This window comes from Nostoc sp. PCC 9305 (genome assembly GCF_963920915.1).
Classification (GTDB): Bacteria; Cyanobacteriota; Cyanobacteriia; order Cyanobacteriales; family Nostocaceae; genus Nostoc.
In genome coordinates this window covers 1-21,766 of sequence record NZ_CAWUDN010000124.1, presented here as the reverse complement: position 1 = coordinate 21,766, position 21,766 = coordinate 1, and the positions used below count along the sequence as shown (strand labels likewise).

23 protein-coding genes are annotated in these 21,766 nt (G+C 42.9%); 15 read left to right on the top strand and 8 right to left on the bottom strand.

Annotation, left to right across the window (positions count from 1 at the left end):
• Positions 1-44: 44 nt before the first annotated feature.
• The gene (locus ACM0OX_RS30820; RefSeq protein WP_414518802.1) at positions 45-890 is read right to left on the bottom strand and encodes an AAA family ATPase; all 846 of its coding nucleotides are present in this window, start codon (positions 888-890) and stop codon (positions 45-47) included.
• Entirely contained in the window at positions 890-3,664 is a 2,775-nt protein-coding gene (locus ACM0OX_RS30815; protein WP_414518801.1) for a DDE-type integrase/transposase/recombinase, read from the bottom strand. The genes ACM0OX_RS30820 and ACM0OX_RS30815 overlap by 1 nt, the downstream gene beginning before the upstream one ends.
• A gap of 566 nt (positions 3,665-4,230) precedes the next feature.
• Here ACM0OX_RS30815 and ACM0OX_RS30810 point away from each other — a divergent pair.
• From ACM0OX_RS30810 to ACM0OX_RS30790, 5 genes are all read left to right on the top strand, one after another.
• On the top strand, positions 4,231-5,247 hold the full coding sequence (locus ACM0OX_RS30810) for a tyrosine-type recombinase/integrase (protein WP_414518805.1): 1,017 nt from the start codon (positions 4,231-4,233) through the stop codon (positions 5,245-5,247).
• A 3-nt stretch (positions 5,248-5,250) separates the two neighbouring features.
• Positions 5,251-5,724 carry a hypothetical protein gene (locus ACM0OX_RS30805; protein WP_414518800.1) on the top strand — a complete coding sequence of 158 codons (474 nt, stop codon included), beginning with the start codon at positions 5,251-5,253 and terminating at the stop codon, positions 5,722-5,724.
• Positions 5,721-6,401, top strand: coding sequence for a hypothetical protein (locus tag ACM0OX_RS30800; protein WP_414518799.1), 681 nt, complete (start codon positions 5,721-5,723; stop codon positions 6,399-6,401). The genes ACM0OX_RS30805 and ACM0OX_RS30800 overlap by 4 nt, the downstream gene beginning before the upstream one ends.
• A gap of 319 nt (positions 6,402-6,720) precedes the next feature.
• Positions 6,721-7,101 (top strand): helix-turn-helix domain-containing protein, encoded by a 381-nt coding sequence (locus ACM0OX_RS30795; RefSeq protein WP_414518798.1) that lies wholly within the window; start codon positions 6,721-6,723, stop codon positions 7,099-7,101.
• A gap of 8 nt (positions 7,102-7,109) precedes the next feature.
• Positions 7,110-7,643, top strand: coding sequence for an HARBI1 family protein (locus tag ACM0OX_RS30790; protein ID WP_414518804.1), 534 nt, complete (start codon positions 7,110-7,112; stop codon positions 7,641-7,643).
• An 84-nt stretch (positions 7,644-7,727) separates the two neighbouring features.
• Here the strand turns inward: ACM0OX_RS30790 and ACM0OX_RS30785 are convergent, their stop codons facing one another.
• A complete protein-coding gene (locus ACM0OX_RS30785; RefSeq protein ID WP_414518803.1) occupies positions 7,728-8,741 on the bottom strand; it encodes a transposase in 1,014 nt (337 codons plus the stop codon).
• Between the two features lie 45 nt (positions 8,742-8,786).
• Between ACM0OX_RS30785 and ACM0OX_RS30780 the strand changes: the two genes are divergently transcribed.
• The 10 genes from ACM0OX_RS30780 to tehA all read left to right on the top strand — a co-directional run bounded on the left by ACM0OX_RS30780 (position 8,787) and on the right by tehA (position 17,458).
• Entirely contained in the window at positions 8,787-8,909 is a 123-nt protein-coding gene (locus ACM0OX_RS30780) for a hypothetical protein (protein WP_414518797.1), read from the top strand.
• A 1,046-nt stretch (positions 8,910-9,955) separates the two neighbouring features.
• Positions 9,956-10,972 carry an SGNH/GDSL hydrolase family protein gene (locus tag ACM0OX_RS30775; protein ID WP_414518796.1) on the top strand — a complete coding sequence of 339 codons (1,017 nt, stop codon included), beginning with the start codon at positions 9,956-9,958 and terminating at the stop codon, positions 10,970-10,972.
• A gap of 260 nt (positions 10,973-11,232) precedes the next feature.
• On the top strand, positions 11,233-11,772 hold the full coding sequence (locus ACM0OX_RS30770) for a general stress protein (protein ID WP_265270917.1): 540 nt from the start codon (positions 11,233-11,235) through the stop codon (positions 11,770-11,772).
• A 188-nt stretch (positions 11,773-11,960) separates the two neighbouring features.
• Complete coding sequence (locus ACM0OX_RS30765; protein WP_414518795.1) at positions 11,961-12,998, top strand: NAD(P)/FAD-dependent oxidoreductase; 1,038 nt, start codon at positions 11,961-11,963, stop codon at positions 12,996-12,998.
• A 46-nt stretch (positions 12,999-13,044) separates the two neighbouring features.
• Positions 13,045-13,254, top strand: a complete 210-nt coding sequence (locus ACM0OX_RS30760; protein ID WP_414518794.1) for a hypothetical protein — start codon at positions 13,045-13,047, stop codon at positions 13,252-13,254.
• 44 nt (positions 13,255-13,298) lie between these two features.
• A complete protein-coding gene (locus tag ACM0OX_RS30755) occupies positions 13,299-13,424 on the top strand; it encodes a hypothetical protein (RefSeq protein WP_414518806.1) in 126 nt (41 codons plus the stop codon).
• Between the two features lie 28 nt (positions 13,425-13,452).
• The gene (locus ACM0OX_RS30750) at positions 13,453-13,923 is read left to right on the top strand and encodes a hypothetical protein (RefSeq protein WP_414518793.1); all 471 of its coding nucleotides are present in this window, start codon (positions 13,453-13,455) and stop codon (positions 13,921-13,923) included.
• A 177-nt stretch (positions 13,924-14,100) separates the two neighbouring features.
• Positions 14,101-15,111 (top strand): phosphogluconate dehydrogenase (NAD(+)-dependent, decarboxylating), encoded by a 1,011-nt coding sequence (gene gnd / locus ACM0OX_RS30745; RefSeq protein WP_414518792.1) that lies wholly within the window; start codon positions 14,101-14,103, stop codon positions 15,109-15,111.
• Positions 15,112-15,353: 242 nt separating this feature from the next.
• Positions 15,354-16,301 (top strand): class I fructose-bisphosphate aldolase, encoded by a 948-nt coding sequence (locus tag ACM0OX_RS30740; protein ID WP_414518791.1) that lies wholly within the window; start codon positions 15,354-15,356, stop codon positions 16,299-16,301.
• Positions 16,302-16,480: 179 nt separating this feature from the next.
• The gene (tehA, locus tag ACM0OX_RS30735; RefSeq protein WP_414518790.1) at positions 16,481-17,458 is read left to right on the top strand and encodes a dicarboxylate transporter/tellurite-resistance protein TehA; all 978 of its coding nucleotides are present in this window, start codon (positions 16,481-16,483) and stop codon (positions 17,456-17,458) included.
• A 53-nt stretch (positions 17,459-17,511) separates the two neighbouring features.
• Here the strand turns inward: tehA and ACM0OX_RS30730 are convergent, their stop codons facing one another.
• From ACM0OX_RS30730 to ACM0OX_RS30710, 5 genes are all read right to left on the bottom strand, one after another.
• Positions 17,512-18,462 carry an L-lactate dehydrogenase gene (locus tag ACM0OX_RS30730; RefSeq protein ID WP_414518789.1) on the bottom strand — a complete coding sequence of 317 codons (951 nt, stop codon included), beginning with the start codon at positions 18,460-18,462 and terminating at the stop codon, positions 17,512-17,514.
• Between the two features lie 143 nt (positions 18,463-18,605).
• Complete coding sequence (locus ACM0OX_RS30725; RefSeq protein ID WP_414518788.1) at positions 18,606-20,000, bottom strand: mercuric reductase; 1,395 nt, start codon at positions 19,998-20,000, stop codon at positions 18,606-18,608.
• A gap of 142 nt (positions 20,001-20,142) precedes the next feature.
• Positions 20,143-20,508: a hypothetical protein gene (locus ACM0OX_RS30720; RefSeq protein WP_414518787.1), complete on the bottom strand. Its 366-nt coding sequence runs from the start codon at positions 20,506-20,508 to the stop codon at positions 20,143-20,145.
• 28 nt (positions 20,509-20,536) lie between these two features.
• Positions 20,537-21,184 carry a cysteine hydrolase gene (locus tag ACM0OX_RS30715; protein WP_414518786.1) on the bottom strand — a complete coding sequence of 216 codons (648 nt, stop codon included), beginning with the start codon at positions 21,182-21,184 and terminating at the stop codon, positions 20,537-20,539.
• 221 nt (positions 21,185-21,405) lie between these two features.
• Positions 21,406-21,726: a DUF302 domain-containing protein gene (locus ACM0OX_RS30710; RefSeq protein ID WP_414518785.1), complete on the bottom strand. Its 321-nt coding sequence runs from the start codon at positions 21,724-21,726 to the stop codon at positions 21,406-21,408.
• Positions 21,727-21,766: the final 40 nt, after the last annotated feature.

Sequence of the window (21,766 nt, the reverse complement as noted above, 5' to 3'; positions counted from 1 at the left end):
CCTCTAATTCCTTTTGATTTGCGTTCTCTCATATCGCTTTTAGTCTAAACTCCAGCTTTGAGCAAAGCACTAAATAAAGCACGAGATAACCAATCTTTGAGAATGCCGACACAACCAACACAGCGCTCATAGCAGAAGTCCCAATGTTTGAGCAAATCAGGTTCAATTTGCAATGGTAAATGTCGTTGGAATGTTTGTACTATACCTTGAAAAGCTCTTAAATCTTCTGAATTGTCTGCTTTATAGCGTTCCAAATGAATATCTTGGCTGCGTCGGCATAGTTGAGCGCTGAGATTACGAAGTATTAATAATTCATAAGTACCTGCAAGTATAAACTGTACGTGAGTAATATTAGCTAGCGATTTAATACAGTCAGTTTGGTCGCGTAATTTCCGCCCACTAGCAACCTTACTCAAGTTTTGTGCCTCATCAATATAAAAAACCTTGAGTCTGCGGTGACGTAATGCACCTTCAACAGACATCCTCAACTTTAAATTGGTCATTCTCTGAGAAATTGGGAATTCAATACATGGGTCTTTTAATACAGTTAAAGTACGTAAATAAAAATCTTTCCAATCAAAATTGCTGAACTCAGGTGTAACTGTTTCGACACCAGCAATCGGGATAAAACCTTTATCTCGTTCCATATCTGGTCGCGTTGCTTCTAGCAACTTTTGAGTCATACGACGTAGTAAGGTAGTTTTACCAACACCTGTTGGCCCGAACAAAAACATGAGTGAAGTTGCAGCAGGCTCTTCAACAGTGAGCATGAGCTTTTGCGAGGCTGACAGCAATTTCGGATGCGCCATTGTGTAATTTTTAAAGTAAGCAATCCTCTCAGTCATAGATTGCTCAAGTAGTTGCTTAGGAAAGCCTTCTTCGTCACTCATCAGAACTCTCCATAGTATTCTAGGGATACTAATTTAGTATCTTTTATGTCCATTAATTGGTCGGTTTCTAAATAATTGTTTTCCGATTCAAGCAAATTAACTTCAGATGAATTATTCTCAAAATCTGAGTGGAGCTGATCAGAAACACATCTAACTTTAGACGGGTCTTCAATCAGTTGTAAAACGCTTTTATTCTCAGCATTTTTTAGACGCTGTAATAGGAATTTTTCTTCTGTTAACTCAACAGAGTTAAGGAACTGAACTAACTCTCGGTCTGAGTTAATAAAATTATGCCCTTGTAGTCGTTTGCGAGCTAACAATTCTGCACTAACTAATTGAATTTCCTTTTCTGAGCGTCCTTTAAAGTATTGGTAGTACTTTGAGATACACTCTACCCATTGTCCCTGAACTAAGGCATAAGCAATTCCAGCATCCCAGGGGTCATATCTAACATCAACTGATGTGAATTCAATTTCCGGATTGCGGAATTCATTATTCCAGTAGTAAATGTTATGAATTTTCACTCCCTGACCTGGTTGGACTTTGCGTTTACTTTGTTGGGGCGCGGGTAAAGTGAGAATACGAAAGATGTTGTCATATTCTACTCGTCTGTGCAGTCTGCTACCACCAAATGCAATTCCGACATTGAAGGCATCACTAGGTGTTTGTCCTAGTGCTGGATGTTCGCGTTGGTCATATACCTCGTAACCCCACGATAAAAGAGCCGAATATAAGTCAATTAGCGTCCACACTGCCTGTTTTGAGGGACTAACAGATTTAGTCACACATCGGTGTTTTTTTGTAAGTTGGGTATTGCCAAGCAATTCATAAATCAGTTGGGTATTGGCAGTTCCAAATAGTCTTTCCACGACTGAGCCGAATCGAGGATAAGCAGGTGGGCGATGTTTTTTGGTACAAGCATAAGTTGCCAAAAGTTGATCAAAATAATGGCTGTGGAACTCGGCACCATTATCTACAACTATTGTTTGTGGAAATCTCTTGAACCTCATCACACAAATGCGGATGACCATCAATATTGAACGGTAACTTGGCTCTTCAAAGGTGAGATATATCGCTAATAATCGTCGGCTATAGGCATCTACCATGAAGGTGGCCCACGGACGACCTAAATTTTTATACTTAGTATCGCCAATATCTGAATGGCAATTGCTCAAGTTTTGCAATGAACTTACTAATTCAATGTCAAGTTGAGTATGGTCAATGTGAACTATTTCAAAAGGACGTTCTCCGTGAGTTGGAGTTGTTAACTCTAACTGCCAATAGAAGTCTAATTTTTGTATTGCTGCTCGTCTTCCCTGACGTTTTAATGTCTGCTCATAACCCGAACGACGTTGAATTTCCAAGCAAAATCGATTAAAACTAGGTGGGTTAATTTTCGGAGATTGGGATTCACAGGCAATTCGGAAAGATTCATAGACCCTGAGTCGCCCTCGTTGTTTAAGGGTTTCGTAGTTCTCACTAATAAATGTAGTCATGAATTCCTGTACCCGCAGGTCTAGTCTTGGCTTGTAATTACCTTTGTTAGTGTTTTTGGGCAATAATCCTACAAAACCATTGCCATAAATTTCAGTTGCTTGTTGATAAGCTTTACGCCAGCGCCGAATTGTGCGGGTAATTCCCACTGGAGGATGGCTAGAAAGGTAAGGCGATAATTGAGTGTAGCGGTGATTAGCTTCTACAATATCTTGCGGTTTCGCGTGACGCAGTAATTCCTCTAGCTGCTGTTGTTTTGCTGTACTTTGAATAGGTGCAACAGTTATTTTACCGTCTTGGATCAGTTGAAAAACTGTAGCATTTGGCAGTTCTACAAACTTACCATCTGTCCTCAGTAATCCTGTTGTCGTTGTTCCTGTGTTTACAACATCCCAGGATTCACCATCCCAAGACAGAGATTTACCAACCGCAATTTCAACGGATTGAAGGTTGCTAGGTATACTACTTGGCTTGACGGATGTTATTCGTTCGTAAGCGAGTGCTATTTCCCGGTTGGCAAAAACTTTTACTTGTTCAGGTTCGGATAATCTAGCTGTATTTAAGTTGACATAGATTTGCTCAGTTGCAATTAAAGTATAAATGTCATCTAAGCTGGCTTTTTGGTATGCGATTTTAATCAAATCCGCTAACAGTATGCCTGGATTTGTTTCTACTATCGCTAATACTTTTCTGGTTACTTGATTATCTATTGCAACTGGTTCTAGATTCAAGTAATCTTCCAACCAGATAAAGTTCTGCTGAAATATCCAGCAAATTAAAGCGCTCGACCACACCCGGAACTCAAGACCAAATTTCTGTGCATAATTTTCTCCTGGTGGACATCGCCAAATACCATTTTCGTCTTGTTGATAGCGGTTTGGGCTTGCAGCAGAAAGTTTTACTAATTCTTGTTCTGATTTACATTCTTCCCAAAACGCTGAGTTATTACTGATAATAAAGAAATCAGGTGTGTATAAATGGCGGTTGTTTCTACCACTTAAAGATTGATAACAAAGTTCAATAGCTGGTGGTTGGTCGTAATATTCCAGAACATCTGGGTTATGTTCAAGTTCGTATATCCTAGCTAATTCGTGCCGATGAGACTCAAAACTTATTGTTACCCCCATTTTTCTGCTAGGGTAGAAACCAGATACATTTCCTCTGCCACCTTGGACTCGCCGTGATGGTTTTTCTGCACGGATTTGTCTGATTACCTCACTTGCCGATTGACTTATGTTGAGGCTTTTACACCAGTTGCCAAATTCTTGAGAGTTCATCATGAATTCGACCTCAACTTTCAAATGAGTCAGTTTCTTAATTCTGATTCTAAATTTATCTAAACACAGGTGGTGATTTGCTAATATATATTGATTTAAAACTTTAAGGTTGCTTATGTAAGTACAACTAGTGGACAACTTTGGGCTGATTTTTCAACTTGGTGACAATTTATGCTTTGATTTTTGACTTTGAGACAATTTTTGGCTGTATTCATTTTATGGCATCAGAAATTTTCCTACGATAGTATCAGTGTTTCGCCTTCGAGGCTGTCACTTAAAGGAAAAGATGGCCGCTTTTAAAGGATAATATGGCCGCGCTTAAAACCTGGAATGCTTATTTTTGCGTTGCTATACTTTCGCCATACTTTACAAGCGATCGCACTCAATTCTTTTAAATACGCTTCTGTCATAAGTTCTGTTGTGCGGCCACTTTTTGGTTTAAAAACGGCCACTTTATCCCTTAAGTGACAGAGGCGGACAACTTATGCCTTGTATACTGGACACATTGTGCCTAAAGTCACATATACTGAACTTTTAAATTCAGAGCCACCGAGTGCGATCGCATAATTATTGTGAATAACCCTGAACTAAATAATTTACCTCCGATTAAACTCATCTCCCTAAACGCTGAAACAGCATCACTCTCTGGGCGCACGGCTAGTACAAGACCACCAACCGATATCCGGTGGGTAAAGGTGCTAGAGTTTTTACGCAGCAACAATCTCGCACCCAACAGCCGCAAGCTTTACGAACGCGAACTGAAGCGGTTTTTGGCGTGGAGTGAGCTGCACTATCATGAACTGCGTCCACGTCATCTTGCGTTATATAAAGAATATCTCCGTGATGAAATACAGACTGATGCAGGTAAACCGCTTTCCAAAAGCAGCATCAATGCAGGAATTGCGTCTCTCAAAAGCTTTTTCAAATGGATGTGTTACACGTATCCTGAAATTATTTCTATTAATCCGACACTGGGTATAAAACTGGAAAAAGTGCCACTGCCACCAGCCCAAAGTTTGACCCCTGAAGAAATGGAACGGGTTTGGTCAGCGTTGGAGTTATTGGGAGAAACAAAGCAACGAGATACAGCACTCGTCCACATTCTCAGTCATGGACTGCGGGCTGGGGAAGTTGTGCAGTTAAATGTTGGCTCATTTGATGGCAAGCTGCTATTTTTACCAGACACCAAAACCAATGAACCACGCTTAGTTCCACTGCGAAAAGAGAGCCGGGAAGTTTTAGCAGATTATTTACAATTACGCTCACAGCAAGGAGAGGTGTTGTCCAGCCTTAGTCCACTGATGATTTCACACCATGCTTCGTACAAAGGTGAAGGCTTAAGTTATCACGGCATTTACTTTGCTGTAGAAAAAATTGGTGAAATAGCTCACATTGAGGATTTACATCCTCACTCCTTTCGCCACACCTATGCCACTGACTTATTGCTATTGGGAGTTGACCCCAGCCATGCACGAAAACTAACAGGACATCAAAGCGAGAAAGCGTTTCGGCGCTATACCCTTCGCAGCGAACAAGAAGCTGCGATCGCTGCTTACTATCGTGCGATTGGCGAAGAAGCGGAGTAAGGTATGCCCAAGCCACTCGATCCCAAGTGTCAGTTATGCGCCAAGTTACCAACAACTCAAGCTAAAGTGCTGCATGGAACAGCAGGGGACGGGTGTTGGAATCCAAAAGTCTGTCATAATCGCCGTTCGTTTTACCGCCACCGTTCGCAGAATAATTCAGCAGAAATTGATGCAATCGCAGTCGAACCACCAGCAACATATTTTGCAGTGCTGTATTTGTATAAAGAACCAGGGGATAAACCATTACACGCCTTGGGCGCAGAACTGTGGCTGGGGCAACAGCCTATTTGTCGCTTAGAACCAATTCACTGCTTTGGACTAACGGCTGGCAAGATCCGCGCCTATACAGATCAGGTGTTGCAGGCTTTTGCAAAACAATACAGTGTTTCACTATATCAATATAAAGATATGTTTGAGATTGCTTCAAGTTACTGCCCAGTGCGACCCTGCCCGTTAAATCCTGAATTTCTTCAATGACCACATACCGCCAATTAACAATTTGGGATGTGCTGGATGAGTTGTCTGAATCTCCACCAACTTCTTCTCTTGATGCTATGTGGGATTGTTTGGATGCCGAGCTAGAAAGTTTACCCTTGGAGGCACAGTTATCAACCGCAGCGCTTGCCTTCAGCCAAATTGCGGATATTCTCAAGTCTCGTGCCGAAGTGCTGTTGCAAGATACCCGCGACCGCAATAGTCTTTTGGGGCCTGTTGTTAGCACCGATCTCTTTGCTGGTCTGGTGCGGACAACAATGCACCTAGATTTAGATGATTTGATTGAACCGCAAACACCACAAACCTTTAAACCACACGGGCCACACCAATTTTCATCTCCTACTGAGTTGGGTGATTCTGTAGCAGCACCTGTTGAGAAAGCGAATGTTTTGGCAATGCTCGATGAGGTGACAACTTTAGAAGATGTTCGCAATTTGGCATCAGATGAGGATGTGGAAAAATGGCAGAACGCGATCGCTAACTACCTGATAAATGTCAAAGATGAGATTTCTTTAGTTAAACTACAACATGTGTTGCAAATGCCAATGGTAGAAGTGTGGTTGGGATTATTGCTGGGTGGGTTTACACTAGAACAGCGTGGTGATTTTTATCATAACCATAATGTCTGGGTGAAAAGCTCTCCTTCCTACTACCAATAAAAATACATTCGCCATATAGGAAAGTCCTGCGTGCGATATCTAATATATAGCTCCACTAACGCTCTTAAGGAGCTACAAATCAAAATCAATAGTGAAAGTTTGGTCATTAGAATTCTTTTGTTTAGCGTCTGTAGATGGTTAGGAAGTCGGCTGCTGGAACTACATGAAACTGTTACAAGTTGTAACCCATATTTTACATAGCTTAGAGCTTTTCTTAGTGCCATTCGATAAAGTTAATCTAAAGTAAGTTAATAGACATCTCCAAAATAGTATCATTCTGTGATAAAAGAACATTAAAGAGTGATTTTGGCACAGGAGCATGAGCAATATACTGAATTACATTGAAGAGAATCCTAAACAAACACAAAGGTTAATAGGACTGGAATATGAACAGTTACAACAATTAATGCTAAATGCGGAACGTTTATATCATGAAAAACAAGCTTCACTAGAATCTAAGAAAGTTAGAGTTATTGCTGGTGGAGGAGGTCGCAAACCAAAATTACCTATTCCCGAACAAATCATTTTAACTTTGGTGTATCTCCGGCATCTAACAACCTTCCAACTTCTAGGTATTCAGTTTGAAGTAAGCGAGTCTACCGCCAATGATACATTTAACTATTGGTTGCCTAACTTGCGAGAATTACTGCCATCCAGTTTGCTTGAACAAATAAAAAAAACGCTTCTGACTATGAAGTAGTAAAAGAAATACTCACAGAATATGAATTAATAGTAGATAGCTATGAACAAGTTAGAGAAAGACCTGGAGACAATAATGAGCAAAAGAAATATTTTTCAGGCAAGAAGAGTAATCATACATTTAAAACTCAAATGATTATTTTACCTGATGCTAGCGATATCGTTGATGTTGTGGCAGGTGAACCTGGGCCAAAAAGCGATATAACTTTGTTTCGAGAATATCGGTCAGAGTTTGATGTCAAACAAAGATTTAAAGGGGATAAGGCATATATTGGAGAAGATTTAATTACAACTCCAATTAAGAAACCAAGAAATCGAGAACTAACAACTGAACAGAAAGAACAAAATAAAATATTTTCATCTAAACGGATCTTTGTTGAACATCGAATTCGATCAGTCAAAATATTTCGAGTTGTTCAAGAAAGATTTAGGTTAAATCCCCACAAATATGAGCAAGTAATTTTGACGATTTGTGGACTAGTAAGGTTACGAATTCGAGCGCTAATATTACCATTAGAAATATCGGCTATATCATCAGGTTGAAATTACCGCATATAACTAAATCAGGACTTACGCAACTGGAACAAATAGCGGGCGGGGCGTAACCCTACCACACGACAATTTAAATCAAACCAAGCACATAGGAATACTTGGGCGTTTTAGTTGCTGAATTAAATAATTAGACAGCAAATTATGCTTGATTTGATAAACAGTTTGCCCAGTTTGATAGGCTAAATTCTTTAATCTAATCCAAACTAACATTGCACAAGCAATATGATTTCTTTGAAGCCTAGCTTTCCGACATTGACAATATTCAATGCCAGTTAGTTGTTTAATCTCTCTGTGAAACTCCTCGATTTTCCAACGGATTTTACACACCTCTTGTACAACATCCGTGGAACTTTGAGATAAATCGTTAGTGGCGATATAATCCGTTCTGTTGGTAGAAACAGCAACCCGGAATAGTTTCACTTTTTTCTGAGCGGGAAACCCTTTAATTTTTATGATTTTACCACATTCTAACTCTTCAAGACTCCATTCTAATAATTCAATACGTTTATATTTTTCTTTGGCAAATGTATCATCAACTAACCGATTATTTTTTAAAGGGCAATAATAAATTTTGTCTAGACTATCAATATATAGCATTAAACTGTGTACCGCATACCATGTGTCCATCAAAACCGTATCAAACGGTAAAAGCTTATGATACACAAGGTTTTGCAGCATATCTTTCACATGGTCTATCTTGGTTTTACCATCTACGTCTGGATTAAAAATGCGGTAATCTATTACCCAAAATCTTTGAACTTTAGGATTCACATATACACAACTTACTACACCAATTCCTTTGAGTACGCCATGTTCGTTACCACTATATTGTCTTCTGACTATTTCTATTTCTTCAGAATACCTTTTATCTAAAACGCTATCATCAAATATTATGTAACCATTGTCATCAGACTCAACTACCTCTTTTACGTTATCCCATAATAAACGAGGTGTTAACTTTTCGGTTTTCAAATAATAGTTAATTGCATCATGGCTAATACTCTCTAAATGCTCTGCCAAATTGGTAATTGTATAATTAATTTGACTACTTAATAAGTATTGGCAGTAATTAAGCTTAGTAAATCTCATTCCCGTAAGCAACATTTATCTCATACAACCTCTACCTATTTTCTCATGAATATTTCATGCTTTGCTTCCAATACACCAGCTTCTATTACAAATACAAGGCTTTCGGAATCAAATTCAAATAATACCTATGTACTAGTAATTGGCGATCGCATTGTGCCAGTTGCGTAAGTCCTGTAAATATTTTTGCCTAATTATCAACAGTAAATATCTCAAAGTCTTATTTTATCGTACAGAGTAACTAATTTAAGATGATTGCATTTACGGGCTACAGCCTAGCCACACAAAGGCTTTAACTGTTTTCGGAGATGTCTAATTTTTGCAGGTCGATGCAACTAATATATGATGCTGCGCTTTATTCAAGTAGGGAGACGGCATAGCTGGGGGTAAATATATGCAGCTTCACAAAGAAATGATATGAGTGAGTTGTACTTTAGTTTAAATGTGGATTCCAACTTTAGTTGGAGCCAACCTTCCATTTTGAGATGGACTGATTTATCAATCATTCTATTGAGCAAAAGTTTCAACTTTTAGGGGACGACAATGTTAGAGTGAATTGCATATATTTAATTCAGGCAAACATTGATTGCAACTTAATTACAATCAATGTTTGCTATACACAAAGAAAGAAGAAAGAGGGCTGTATACTCAACGCTAGTGCGGAACATACAACCGTCGGAGGTATCAGTGAGTTTTGATCGTGACCGCAGTTCATTATTCGTGCGACCTTCAACACAAGATCACACAAAAAGTGTGCTGAATGCCACCGTGGTGCTGGTGATGTATGGGGACTATCAATGTTCTCAAAGTGCGGGCGTTTACAGGCTGATTAACCCTATTCTGTCACTCTCGGAAAACAATAATCGAAGCAAGATTCTGAAACTTTGATTGAGCCAAGCTTTGAACCTTTATTTTCTAACAGTAACTAAAATTTATAGCCAAAACCTGAAAACTAAAGCTGCGAAAGGCTTACAGTGATTAGCTTCTCCCAGATTGACAAAACAGGGTTAAAGTCATTGAGCGGCAGCTTGGTACTTGGTATTTCTTTAAGGAAAAATTATTTGTGCAAATATGATTCCTATAGTTAAGTATAATGACGGGAATTAATTCATTAAATATTACTGGTTTTTAAAGTAACTGAAGAATAGATAAGTTGTCAGATTATCTCCCTTTGATTACTTTTAAATAAATTAAAAAATACCATAAGTAAAACAAATATGAAAAAACAAGTGATCGCAACAGGGTTTGTTCTTTTTTCTTTCATGTTGCCGACCAAGGTCTCTGCTGCAAGTTTTGATCGGCTTTACGTATTTGGCGATAGTCTTTCGGATATGGGCAATATATACAATGCTACGGGTAAAACATACCCTGTAAGCCCACCTAACTTTGAAGGACGTTTTTCCGATGGGTCACTCTGGGTCGATTATGTCGGAAATCAGTTAGGGTTAAAGCCCACTTTATTGACTGATATCGATTTCACTACTATTCCTCCTACACCAATTCCTACCCAAGGAATAAACTTCGCTTTCGGTGGTTCTAGCTCTGGTTTAGGTAACGCTGTCGTTTCCAATCCAAATTTACCGGGAGTACTCAAACAAGTTCTTGGTTTTGCTGCAACTGTGCAAGCAAATAATCAAACTGCTGATCCAGATGCACTTTATACATTGTGGGGAGGTGCGAATGATTTCTTTTTTCTCAACTCCGAAGACTCTAGCATGCCAATCAGTAATATATCCCTAGCCTTGAATACTCTAGTAGGAGTCGGCGCAAAAAATATTTTGGTATTTAACTTGCCAGACTTGGGACAGCTGCCAGCAGCTAAAATCAACAATCGTAACCCTACAACTCTTAGCAAATCGACTAATGAGTTTAACTTGGGTTTAGCAGAAACTGTGAGCGCTTTTAGTCAAAACCAAAATTTTAACATCATCTCTATTGATACTTATTCTTTATTTAATAAGGCAAGTACATTGGGTTTTACGAATGTAACAGAGTCTTGTCTATCTAGACCAGATATATGTAACCCAGGTAACAACAAGTTTCTCATCTGGGACGGGTTTCATCCAACGACTTCTGGTCATAAAGTGATAGCAGATGCTGTACTGGCAGCGATTGAGGCTAAGTCTGTTCCTGAACCTTCGATCAACTTAGCGATTTTAGCCCTTGGTGCTTTTGGTGCGAGAAGAGTGCTGAAGCGCCAACAAAAAAGAAAAAAGGTCGGTACTGACGGCTAAGAACCGGGTTCTTAGCGCACAATAGATGCTTTTACACGAATGGTACTAAGTTAAGACACAGCCTTTGCCCTGGCTGGTTCCTAGCCTCCAGGCTGGGAACTAAGCACCACAAGACTTTGGGCTTTTCTTAGTGCCATTCGCTTCTCTACGAGAGGCTACGCCAACGCCAACGCACTCAGGTAGCAATCCGGGCGTGCGATCAGGTCTTGTCCACTTAAAAGATAATGCTGTTTAATTCTCACTCATAAGGAGTCAAATCTATGTTGTGCAAACACGAAACTGTGAAAGTTTTTCCATCCCATGTTGAAGCAGAAACCGCCGTATTAGAACTGCAAAAAGCGGGCTTCGATATGCAAAAGATTTCGATCATCGGTAAAGACTATCAAACCACTGAACATATCCGTGGCTTTCTCACCTGGAAAGATACGGCTAAAGCTGGAGCCGGAGAAGCAGGTTACTGGGGCAGCTTTTTTGGTGGACTATTTGGCATTCTCACAGGGGTTGGTTTGCTGTTTATTCCAGGAGTCGGCCCTGTGATTGTAGCTGGACACGTTGCCGGAGTGCTGGCAGGTTGGCTCGAAGGTATGGTTGTAGGGGGTGTAGGAGCTGCTGTGGCAGGGGGGTTGGTAGGTGCCTTTGTAGGATTGGGAATTCCCAAAGAGCAAGCCCTGAAGTACGAGACAGAAATCAAAGCTGGTAAGTTCATGGTGATTGTCTCAGGCACAGATGAGGAAATTGATCGAGCGCAACAGATTCTAACTAGGGTAAATCCTAAAGTTGCTCAAGAAGTTGTTGTTTAAATTAACAGCAGCCACACCTTGTAATGTCATATTTTATTTCTGACCTAATCTCTTAATTATGCCGTCTCTAAAACTCTGATCGTTCCAGAGCTTTATCTTGATCACAGGAATCAGTCGTTAGCGTACATTTTGGTTCCAATGCTACTCGTGCATGATTGCTTGCTGCTGTTTATCCACCACTTACTAAAATGAATTCTTCTCGCCCTACAGTGATTGTCGGAGCAGGCTTCGTAGGTCTTTTTACAGCGTTGCATCTGCGTCATCAGCAAGACCTACGGTCGATCATTTTGATTGATCCACAAGAACGGTTTGTCTTCAAGCCAATGTTGTATGAACTATTGACAAGTGAATTGTCAGAAGATGTCGTTTGTCCGACTTATAAAGAGTTGCTGCAAGGCAGTGATATCAACTTTGTACAGGATAAAGTAGTAGCGATCAACCTGCAAGAAAAACGTCTGAAGTTAGCTTCTGGCTCAGATTATATCTATGATCATCTGGTCTTAGCTGTTGGCAGCATTCAGGGTTATTTAGGAACAGAAGGCGCACAAAAAAACGCATTCGCATTTCGGACACAAGAGAATGCGATCGCTCTGGAGAGCCAGTTACGAGAATGCTTGCAACGTGCTAGCCAAACGGATGACGAAACACAACGGCGATCGCTCCTCACGTTTGCTGTCGTTGGGGCAGGCCCGACAGGGGTAGAAATGGCGGCAACCCTAGCAGATTTGTTACCCGACTGGTACGCCCAACTCGGCGGCGATATTCGTCAGATTCGCATTGTCTTAATCAATCATGGCAAGACGATTCTCGCAGGCGATGTCAACGCGGGTTTGCAGGAAGAGGCTCTCCATGCTTTCAGAACTCGAACAATACCTGTTGAGTTGATATTAGGCGTAGGGGTGAAAGCGGTTGCTCAAGACCACCTGGAGTATCAACCTGCCAACAGCACTGAGATAAAAACGCTGTTGACTCAAACCACCATCTGGACAGCCGGGACTGCCGTGAACCCACTCATCCAAAATCTCAAGTCCCAAATTCCCGCAGATCACCTGGATAAACATGGGCTACCGCTTGTCACTTCAACTCTGCAACTGCTGGATTTTCCAGAAGTGTTTGCCGCAGGCGATTGCGCGGACGTGCAGCCACAACCCTTGCCGGCTCTAGCCCAGGTGGCATATCAGCAAGGTGCGAGCGAGCATTGCCCACAATTTGATTGCCCTTGCTAAAGGAGCATCCCCTAGCCCAGCCCATGTGAGTCCTCGGGGTACGCTAATGAAATTGGGTTTAGGAAATGGGGTAGCAAACTTGTTTGACAAAGTGCAGATAACTGGCAAACCTGGCGATCTAATTCGCAGTGCAGTGTATTTGGAAATGCTGCCCACCCCACTGCATGACTTTAAGGCAACCACAGAATGGCTGAGGGAAGAAACTTTCTATCGCTATCACAGACCCAAGATGAAGCCAGAAACCACTGCAAAATAGCCTCTCTCTTCGGTTGAACAACGAGAGCGATCGCTCATTCAGCTGTGTATGCCACTGGATTAGAGTGGACAACCTCCTCACCGCCGCCAAGCGAAAACTTTGAAGAGATTCTCATCCTCATCTCAGAACCTTATGGTTACGGGGAATCTGACAGACAGATTGACAGTTAATCAATCATCTATTTAAAGAGAACCACTGATGAAGACACGAACAACAAAACGATTGGCTGGTGGAATCTTAACGATTGGCATGATTGGACTGCTATGCTCGCAGCCTCTCTTCGCGCTTCCAGTCAGCCAAGCTCAACCAAATCCCTCTCAAGATTATGTACTTCCCTACCGGGGCAGTTGGACGGGAACCTTCCGTACTGTCGGTTCTCAGGGACAGATACTCGTATTTATTGATCCTGCCGGCAAACTGTACGGAAGTTTGAAGTCTAATGATGGTGAGAACTTTGCTCAAATTAGCGGTTCCCATCGCGGAAGTAAGTTTCATCTGGTTTTCACCCCTCCACCCAGCAGCCTTAACCAGTTTGGCACTGCTAGTCCTTACACCGTTGATGCAACCGCAAAGTGGGAACAAGGGGTGAGTCGATTTGTCATCTCAGCCCCAACTAGAACGGGTCACTCACAACTATATACATTTGAGAAATCAATCGATAATCGATAAAACAATACATCGAACGGAGTTGCGATCGCTTCTGGCGAGGCTTAAGCCCATCGCTTCCCTTTTGTACAGGTGATTTGAGCAGAAAGGATGAAATATTGCTGTTCTGTTAATGAACCAGAACCTTATCTCTAATCAGAACCGACTCTATGCAAACGAGAATTACATTGGAGAAAAATTATGCAGATGGGAGTGATTGGTCTGGGACGTATGGGTGCGAACATTGTTCGGCGACTGCTGCAAAACAACCATGAATGTGTGGTGTTCAATCGCACGCCTGACAAAGTGAAACTGCTTGCATCAGAAGGGGCGATCGGCACTTACAGCTTGGATGATTTTGTCCAGAAGCTCAATAAACCTCGTGCGATTTGGTTGATGGTGCCAGCCGGAGAACCAACCGAGCAGATGGTGAAGGAACTGGCTGCAAAACTGGATTCCGGCGACATCTTAATTGATGGCGGCAACTCTTACTACATTGACGATATTCGACGGGCAAACGATCTGATGCAAAAGGGCATTCACTACTTAGATGTGGGAACCAGTGGCGGAGTGTGGGGTTTGGAGCGGGGTTATTGCATGATGATTGGTGGATCTCAGATGGCGGTTCAGTATCTCGATCCCATTTTTAAATCATTAGCTCCTGGACGGGGTGATATTCCGCGTACTGCTGGACGGGAAAAGGTAGGCGGTACGGCTGAAGAAGGCTATCTGCACTGCGGCTCGAATGGGGCGGGGCATTTTGTCAAGATGGTGCATAATGGCATCGAATATGGCTTGATGGCAGCCTACGCAGAAGGATTGAATATCTTGCATCACGCCAATGTAGGTAAGCAGAACCGTGTGGCTAATGCTGAAACGACCCCCCTCCACAATCCTGAACACTATCAGTATGACTTTAATCTGCCTGATATCGCCGAAGTTTGGCGACGGGGCAGTGTAATTGCCTCCTGGTTACTGGATCTAACTGCGATCGCCCTCCTGGAACAACCAGACCTATCAGGCTTTGGGGGGCGCGTGTCTGATTCAGGCGAAGGACGCTGGACGATCGCAGCCGCCATTGACGAAGGCACTCCTGTCCCTGTACTCAGCGCAGCCCTGTATCAACGGTTTAGCTCACGCGGCGAAAATGATTTTGCGGATAAGCTGTTGTCTGCCATGCGTTTCCAGTTTGGCGGACACGTAGAACAATAGGCAAAGTTGAAGAATTCAGAAGTCAGAATTCAGGAGTCAGAATGCAATCAGCGGGATTCAGATCCCCACTGATTGAAGACCACCAAATTCTTAATTTGGTGTTCTTGTCTTAAACCCGTTTATTCAGACGCTCGATGACTCGCTAACGCTCCGCTATCCGCCACTCGTACAGAATTCATGCTGAATTCTGACTCCTGACTCCTGACTCCTGACTTCTGTTTGATAATTTTAGGAGAAACACAATGACTCATCGAGTAAAAGAAATTCTCAGTTGGTATGGCAGCGACAATCCCGGAACGCTGACTAATTTAGCCCGGTTGCTGAATCATGGCAAACTAGCTGGAACTGGCAAAGTCGTCATGCTGCCTGTGGATCAAGGCTTTGAGCATGGGCCAGCTAGCAGTTTTGCGCCCAATCCACCAGCCTATGATCCTCGCTATCATTTTGAGTTAGCGATCGCAGCAGGATGCAATGCCTATGCCGCACCGTTAGGATTTTTGGAAGCGGGAGCGCGAGAATTTGCAGGTGAAATTCCCCTAATTCTGAAAGCCAATGATCGCGATGTGTTACTAGCTGAGTCAGACCCAACACAAGCACTCACTGGCAGCGTGGAGGATGCGCTGAGGTTAGGATGCGTGGGGATCGGCTTCACTATTTACCCAGGTTCAGCCCATCGGTTTGAGATGTATCAGCAGATTAGAGCCTGTGCCGAGATAGCAAAGCGGCATGGATTGGTCGTGATGATTTGGTCTTATGCGCGGGGATCGGGTTTAAGTAAAGTCGGTGAGACAGCGATCGACGTGATTGGCTATGCAGCTCAGATTGCGGCTCAATTGGGCGCTCACATCATCAAGGTGAAGCTACCAAACGAACACGTTGAACAGGATGCAGCCCGCAAGGTGTATGAGCAAGAGCAAATTCCGATCGCAACATTATCTCAACGAGTGCATCATGTGGTGCAATGTGCCTTTAACGGACGGCGGATTGTCATTTTTTCGGGTGGGCCGATCGACAGTGATGATGCTTTCCTCAATGAAGTTCGTGCCATTCATGCCGGACATGGATTTGGTTCGATTATCGGACGCAATTCTTTCCAGCGTTCCAAGCCAGATGCACTGCGATTGCTCAACACAATCATGGATATTTACAGTGAACAGTCTCAGACCATTCGCACTCCTGCACTGACCTAATTTGTCTATCAAGACTGTTTTGATGAGTTTGCAATCGAAATCGATCAAAACAGCCTAAAAATTGGGTTTGTTGTCTCTATTACGAACCGACTCCTCACCTTGAAGCAATCTTCCCCACCCAATATGCCTGACTTTTTTCATCGCTTGCATCTCTCTACTGCTGCCAGGAAAGCTAGATCATGAGAAAATCACGTCCAAAGCCTACCCTATTGAAAGATTATCGTGCCATCATTCCTGCTTCCTTTTTTGGCATGATTCTGGGTTTGGCAGGATTAGGTAGTTGCTGGCGAGTAGCTGCTAAACTTTGGCACTTGCCTACCTGGATTGGCGAAGCAATTATGCTGCTGACAATTGCAATCTGGCTCGTGTTGTTGCTGCTTTATGTGGGTAAATGGCTGTGGGCGAGAGCAGATGCCTTAGCTGAATTTGAGCATCCTGTTTTGTGTTGCTTTATCGGGTTAGTGCCTGTGTCTACGATGTTTGTGGCGCTAGCGATCGCACCCTACTCTCGTGCGATCGCCATCACATTATTTATTGTCGGTACAATTGGTCAGTTAAGCTTTGGCGTGTATCGTTCCGGTCAGCTATGGATGGGAGGACGTAAGCCAGAAATAATCACACCCATTCTCTACCTCTCTACAGTCGCGGGTAGTTTTGTCAGTGCGATCGTTGCTAGTACCCTCGGTTATCGAGAATGGGGCCCGTTGTTTTTTGGAGGAGGGCTGTTTTCGTGGCTAGCACTGGAGTCGATGATTATGCAGCGCCTCTACTTGTTAGAAGCGTTGCCTAAACCACTACGTCCAACGCTGGGCATTCAACTTGCCCCCCCTGTCGTTGGCTGTGTTGCTTATTTGAGTATCACCAGGGGTCAGCCCGATGCCTTTGCTCAGTTCCTCTTCGGCTATGGACTGTTGCAAGCGCTGATTCTACTGCGGCTGCTACCGTGGTTGTTTCAACAACCCTTTACAGCTTCCTACTGGGCATTCACCCTCGGCATTGCTGCCTTATCGCTGGCATCCTTGCGCCTTGTTGAACGCGGCATGACTGGAGTGATGCAAGAATTGGCAATACTGCTATTCATTGGCGCAAATATTGCGATCGGCAGTATTGCTCTAGGGACGGTGCGGCTATTGCTGCGGGGCAAATTACTAAGCTAACGATCATTCATTTTTCCAGAACATATTGGGAGTAGAACTTATGGCATTTGATTTTAATTATGCAAAGAATTATGGGCTTCATTGAGTTTATTGGCTGATTCTTCTAATAAACGTTGTTCATGAGCATTTCTTGATAACAGCAGTTGGCGCTGAATACCTGTTGAGCCAATGATACATGGAAGTCCAAGAACAACTTCACTGCCAACTCCATAGTTAGAATCTGCTCTCACCGATACTGGAAATATCTGCTTTTCATCTCGCAGGATGGTATCAACTAACTGACAAACTACTGTTGATATACCATAGCTTGTATTGCCTTTGCGTTCAAAAATGTTATAGCCTCGTTTACGAGTTAACTGTGCGTACTCTTGCTGAATTTGTTCTAGCGTTGCTCCTTCTGGTATGGGAAATTCAGTTAATAGAATTCCCCCAATAAATGCACTAGACCAAACGACAAATTGACTGTCTCCATGCTCTCCAATCACATAAGCATGAATGTCTTGTTTGGCAACATTCAGTTGCTTTCCAAGTTGATATCTCAGTCTAGCAGTATCAAGAACGGTTCCCGAACCGAAAATTAGGTTTTCTGCTCTGGTAGAAGTAGCGATCGCAATCCGCGTGAGTACATCCACCGGATTGCTAATGATAATTATGATTGAATTCGGTGCAACTCGATCCAATTCTTTGATTGTCGAACGTATAATCTCTGCATTATCGCTCAATGTATCTAATCGCGTCTGTCCTTGTTTCGGCTGCACCCCAACAGTCACAATAATGATATCTGAATCAGCTATATCTTCATACTGATTTGATGGTATAATCTCCATCTCTTTAAGTAGGGGAATGCTGTCTTCAATGTCCCATACTTGTCCTTCAGCTTTTGATAAGGTTCGGTCAAAAAGGACAACTCTTACACATCTACCGAGTAAAACTAAAGCATTTGCAACGTTTGCACCTACATTACCTGCACCAATAATACCGACTTTAGATGTTTTACTAATCATGCTATATCTACTTTTTTGTAACTAACGCAATGGGTTAATATTCACTCTAAAACTAATCCTTTCGAGTCAAGATTATTGAATTAACCTTCAAGAGTGAAATGTCGTTTATTTGGTAAGTCCTTGGGTCTACAATTGCTGTCTTCTTACAACTTGGAAAACAATATATTTAACCCTTCGGTCATCGTGGGATGAGTCAAAATACCATCGCGCAGAACGGTGTAGGGCATCTGAGCTTGCATCACCATCTGCACTGTTGAAATCACTTCACCTGCTTCATGACACAACAGGGAACACCCTAGAATACGACCTGTCTCGGTATCCACGATCGCCTTCAGCAGTCCATCGGTTTGACCCTGTGTTCTTGCTCTGGGAACTGCTGACGCATCCACCTTCGCCACGCGGATGGCATATCCTTGTTGCTGTGCTTCAGTTTCGGTTAAACCCACCTGCGCCAGTTCTGGATCGATGAACAAACAGGATGGCACTAAGCGATCCCGTGTACTCCGGTTGCCCCCATCAATTAAATTAGCTTTGATAATGCGATAATCGTCGAGCGATATATGGGTGTATTGCGGGCCGCCGTTGATATCGCCTAACGCCCAAATTCCGGGTACATTTGTCTCCAGGCGATCGTTAACTTGAATAAATCCGCGTGTATCGGTTGCCACACCAGCAGCAGCTAAATTTAAGCTATCGGTATTGGGCGCACGACCAACAGCGACAAGCAAATGTGACCCCTGGATAGTGAGGGAGCGATCGCCAACTTGGATTTGCAAGATGGTTTCATTACCAGTGCGATCAACCCTCAACACCTTCGCCTTCAACAAGAATTCAATACCATCTTTTTCTAGCAGTGTTTGAACTGCGATCGCTATATCTGGATCTTGCTGTGACAGGATTTGCTCACTTTGCCCAATGACAGTAACGCTAGAGCCAAAGCGCCGAAACATCTGGGCAAACTCCAAACCAATATAGCTACTACCGAGAACGATCAAGTGTTCAGGCAAATATTCTAGCTCCATAATCGACTCACTTGTTAAAAATCCAGCTTCTGTGAGTCCGGGTACAGATGGAATTAACGGTCGTGTACCTGTATTAATAAATAAGCGTTCGGCGGTAAGTAAGCGATTGTTCCCCTCAGTCGTCGTTACTGCGATCGTTTTGGGAGCAACAAACCTTGCTTCGCCAATGATCAAGTTCTTATCCAGAGCCGTTTCTAAATTGTGCAAGTTCATTTCACGCATCCCTTGCACAACCGCTCGTTTTCGTTGGATCACCTCTGCTAAATTAACAGTGGGTGTATTGGTTTTAACCCCATAAGCGGCACTGTTTCGCACTGTGTTTGCTACATTGGCACTCGCCACAATAGTTTTAGTAGGAATGCAGGCGATATTGATGCACCCGCCACCAATCATATTTAAACTGCGTTCAACCAGAGCGGTTTTACGTCCGTCAGCAACTAGCGCTGGTGCTAGTGTTTTACCAGCCTTGCCGCCGCCGATAATAATGTCGTCATAGTGTTGAGTGTCCACTTCCATATCCTTTGGGTTTGATCAGGTGAATACGATTTCTAGAATGTGTTATAAATTTCAGAAAAAACTGGCTGACTAAGAGGGTTCTAGCGATAACGTATTTGCCCTAGCTGGGTTTCCAAAAAGTGCATAACACCCGCTAAAAGATTCAACTTTTTCTACAAGCTTGCTTCATCACAATACGGTTGTTTTTATACACCTCTAAAGTTGCAGCCTGCGGATTATCTAACGTGCCATCCCACACCGAATATTCATAAATTCCACTCCGAAACTTATATACTCGAACACCTTCTGTCGCTTGGCTAGTTCCTTTGCCCAAACTTAAATTACCGTTGGAACTAGTTGAGCGATAGAGCAGTTCGCCGGAAGTATAATTCCGCCAAATATTGATGTTATACCCACCCCGGCATTTCGTACTCAGGACGATGCCAGCAGTAGAATCAGCAGAAGCAGGTAAGGAAAAATTAGCTAAGATACTGATTGGCAGAGCAAGAAGTAACGCGGATGTTTTCATGAGTTTTGTAAAATTGATGAGTTTGACATTACTGCATTGCTGCTACAACTTCATCTGTAGAAAGGACTGCATTGGCGATATAGCCAAAGTTGATCAGTGCTGCCTTATAGCCGTCACCCAGTTGCGGATGCCGAGGGGCTGCTGTTGCATCTTTGACAACAAGAACCTCAAATCCCTGTTCGAGCAATTCGCGTAGGTGAGCTTCAACACAAAGATTTGCCAACATTCCGAGTAAAATGACTTTGCTGATGTTGCGTTTACGTAGTTGCAAAACGAGGTCGTTAGTTTGCGGTCCATAGACTTTGTGGGGACTGGCCACAATCGTCTTGCCATCCTCAATGAAAGGCTTGTAGCGATCGAGCCAGTCAGCACCCGATCCCAGGAATCCATCGAGGCTCAATGCACCACGGCGATCGAACTCCTTAACCTCAAGCATCATTTGCTCTAGGTTTCCGGCAAATTTCCAATTATGGTCGGTGGGGTAGTAATAATGAGGGGAGATAAAAACCTCGAATTCATTCTGCTTCGCGGCTTTGAAGATTCGCTCAATGTTTTCGATGGTCTTGTTATCCTTAACACTCTCACCCACCAAATCCCAGGAAACCCCTTTTTCGCTCAAGACATCGTTTTGCGGATCGATGACAACTACTGCGGTGTCATTCTTGTTGATGTTCATGGTTTTTCTCGTTGCTTGTTGATTTTCACCGTTCTCTTTCTTAAAAACCACCCGCGATATGCAGCGTTTTTCCAGTGATTCCAAATCAGAATATCTTGGTTGTCAGGGCGATCGCAGTGGGCGAATTATCTGGCAGTAATCGCCCTATTTCAGACTTTGACACCACTGCCTAAATACTGTTTCTAAAACGCCAAGGTGCGATCGCGTGTTAATTCTGCAACTTATTGGCGATCGGCGGAACTAAGTGCTTGAGAGATTAAAGGTGCAATGATAGCGATATTTTTCACCAACTCATCCGAGAGAGAAAATCGCTGTTTTAAGTAATTAGGATCGTTGTAACTCACCCACACCTCCCCGTCAGTCGCTTCCCATGCCAGTATTTTCAGGGGTAAGTCCAGGGCGATCGTTGGTTCTGCCACCATGAGGGAAGTTCCAGCTTTCGGATTGCCAAACAGCAACAACTGTGTAGGACACAGGCTTAGTCCGACTTTTTCGGCTTCAGCCTGTTGATCAATGCGGGCAAAAATGCAGGGTAAGCTCATCTAATTTGGTATAGGGTGAGCTTGACAAATTAAGTAAGAT

What these genes read in the sequence shown, in the direction of transcription:
- ACM0OX_RS30820 (WP_414518802.1), bottom strand. Translation starts at nt 890, where the DNA reads ATGAGTGACGAAGAAGGCTTTCCTAAGCAACTACTTGAGCAATCTATG.
- ACM0OX_RS30815 (WP_414518801.1), bottom strand. Translation starts at nt 3,664, where the DNA reads ATGATGAACTCTCAAGAATTTGGCAACTGGTGTAAAAGCCTCAACATA.
- ACM0OX_RS30805 (WP_414518800.1), top strand. Translation starts at nt 5,251, where the DNA reads ATGCCCAAGCCACTCGATCCCAAGTGTCAGTTATGCGCCAAGTTACCA.
- ACM0OX_RS30800 (WP_414518799.1), top strand. Translation starts at nt 5,721, where the DNA reads ATGACCACATACCGCCAATTAACAATTTGGGATGTGCTGGATGAGTTG.
- ACM0OX_RS30795 (WP_414518798.1), top strand. Translation starts at nt 6,721, where the DNA reads ATGAGCAATATACTGAATTACATTGAAGAGAATCCTAAACAAACACAA.
- ACM0OX_RS30785 (WP_414518803.1), bottom strand. Translation starts at nt 8,741, where the DNA reads ATGAGATTTACTAAGCTTAATTACTGCCAATACTTATTAAGTAGTCAA.
- ACM0OX_RS30780 (WP_414518797.1), top strand. Translation starts at nt 8,787, where the DNA reads ATGAATATTTCATGCTTTGCTTCCAATACACCAGCTTCTATTACAAAT.
- ACM0OX_RS30775 (WP_414518796.1), top strand. Translation starts at nt 9,956, where the DNA reads ATGAAAAAACAAGTGATCGCAACAGGGTTTGTTCTTTTTTCTTTCATG.
- ACM0OX_RS30770 (WP_265270917.1), top strand. Translation starts at nt 11,233, where the DNA reads ATGTTGTGCAAACACGAAACTGTGAAAGTTTTTCCATCCCATGTTGAA.
- ACM0OX_RS30765 (WP_414518795.1), top strand. Translation starts at nt 11,961, where the DNA reads ATGAATTCTTCTCGCCCTACAGTGATTGTCGGAGCAGGCTTCGTAGGT.
- ACM0OX_RS30760 (WP_414518794.1), top strand. Translation starts at nt 13,045, where the DNA reads ATGAAATTGGGTTTAGGAAATGGGGTAGCAAACTTGTTTGACAAAGTG.
- ACM0OX_RS30750 (WP_414518793.1), top strand. Translation starts at nt 13,453, where the DNA reads ATGAAGACACGAACAACAAAACGATTGGCTGGTGGAATCTTAACGATT.
- gnd (WP_414518792.1), top strand. Translation starts at nt 14,101, where the DNA reads ATGCAGATGGGAGTGATTGGTCTGGGACGTATGGGTGCGAACATTGTT.
- ACM0OX_RS30740 (WP_414518791.1), top strand. Translation starts at nt 15,354, where the DNA reads ATGACTCATCGAGTAAAAGAAATTCTCAGTTGGTATGGCAGCGACAAT.
- tehA (WP_414518790.1), top strand. Translation starts at nt 16,481, where the DNA reads ATGAGAAAATCACGTCCAAAGCCTACCCTATTGAAAGATTATCGTGCC.
- ACM0OX_RS30730 (WP_414518789.1), bottom strand. Translation starts at nt 18,462, where the DNA reads ATGATTAGTAAAACATCTAAAGTCGGTATTATTGGTGCAGGTAATGTA.
- ACM0OX_RS30725 (WP_414518788.1), bottom strand. Translation starts at nt 20,000, where the DNA reads ATGGAAGTGGACACTCAACACTATGACGACATTATTATCGGCGGCGGC.
- ACM0OX_RS30720 (WP_414518787.1), bottom strand. Translation starts at nt 20,508, where the DNA reads ATGAAAACATCCGCGTTACTTCTTGCTCTGCCAATCAGTATCTTAGCT.
- ACM0OX_RS30715 (WP_414518786.1), bottom strand. Translation starts at nt 21,184, where the DNA reads ATGAACATCAACAAGAATGACACCGCAGTAGTTGTCATCGATCCGCAA.
- ACM0OX_RS30710 (WP_414518785.1), bottom strand. Translation starts at nt 21,726, where the DNA reads ATGAGCTTACCCTGCATTTTTGCCCGCATTGATCAACAGGCTGAAGCC.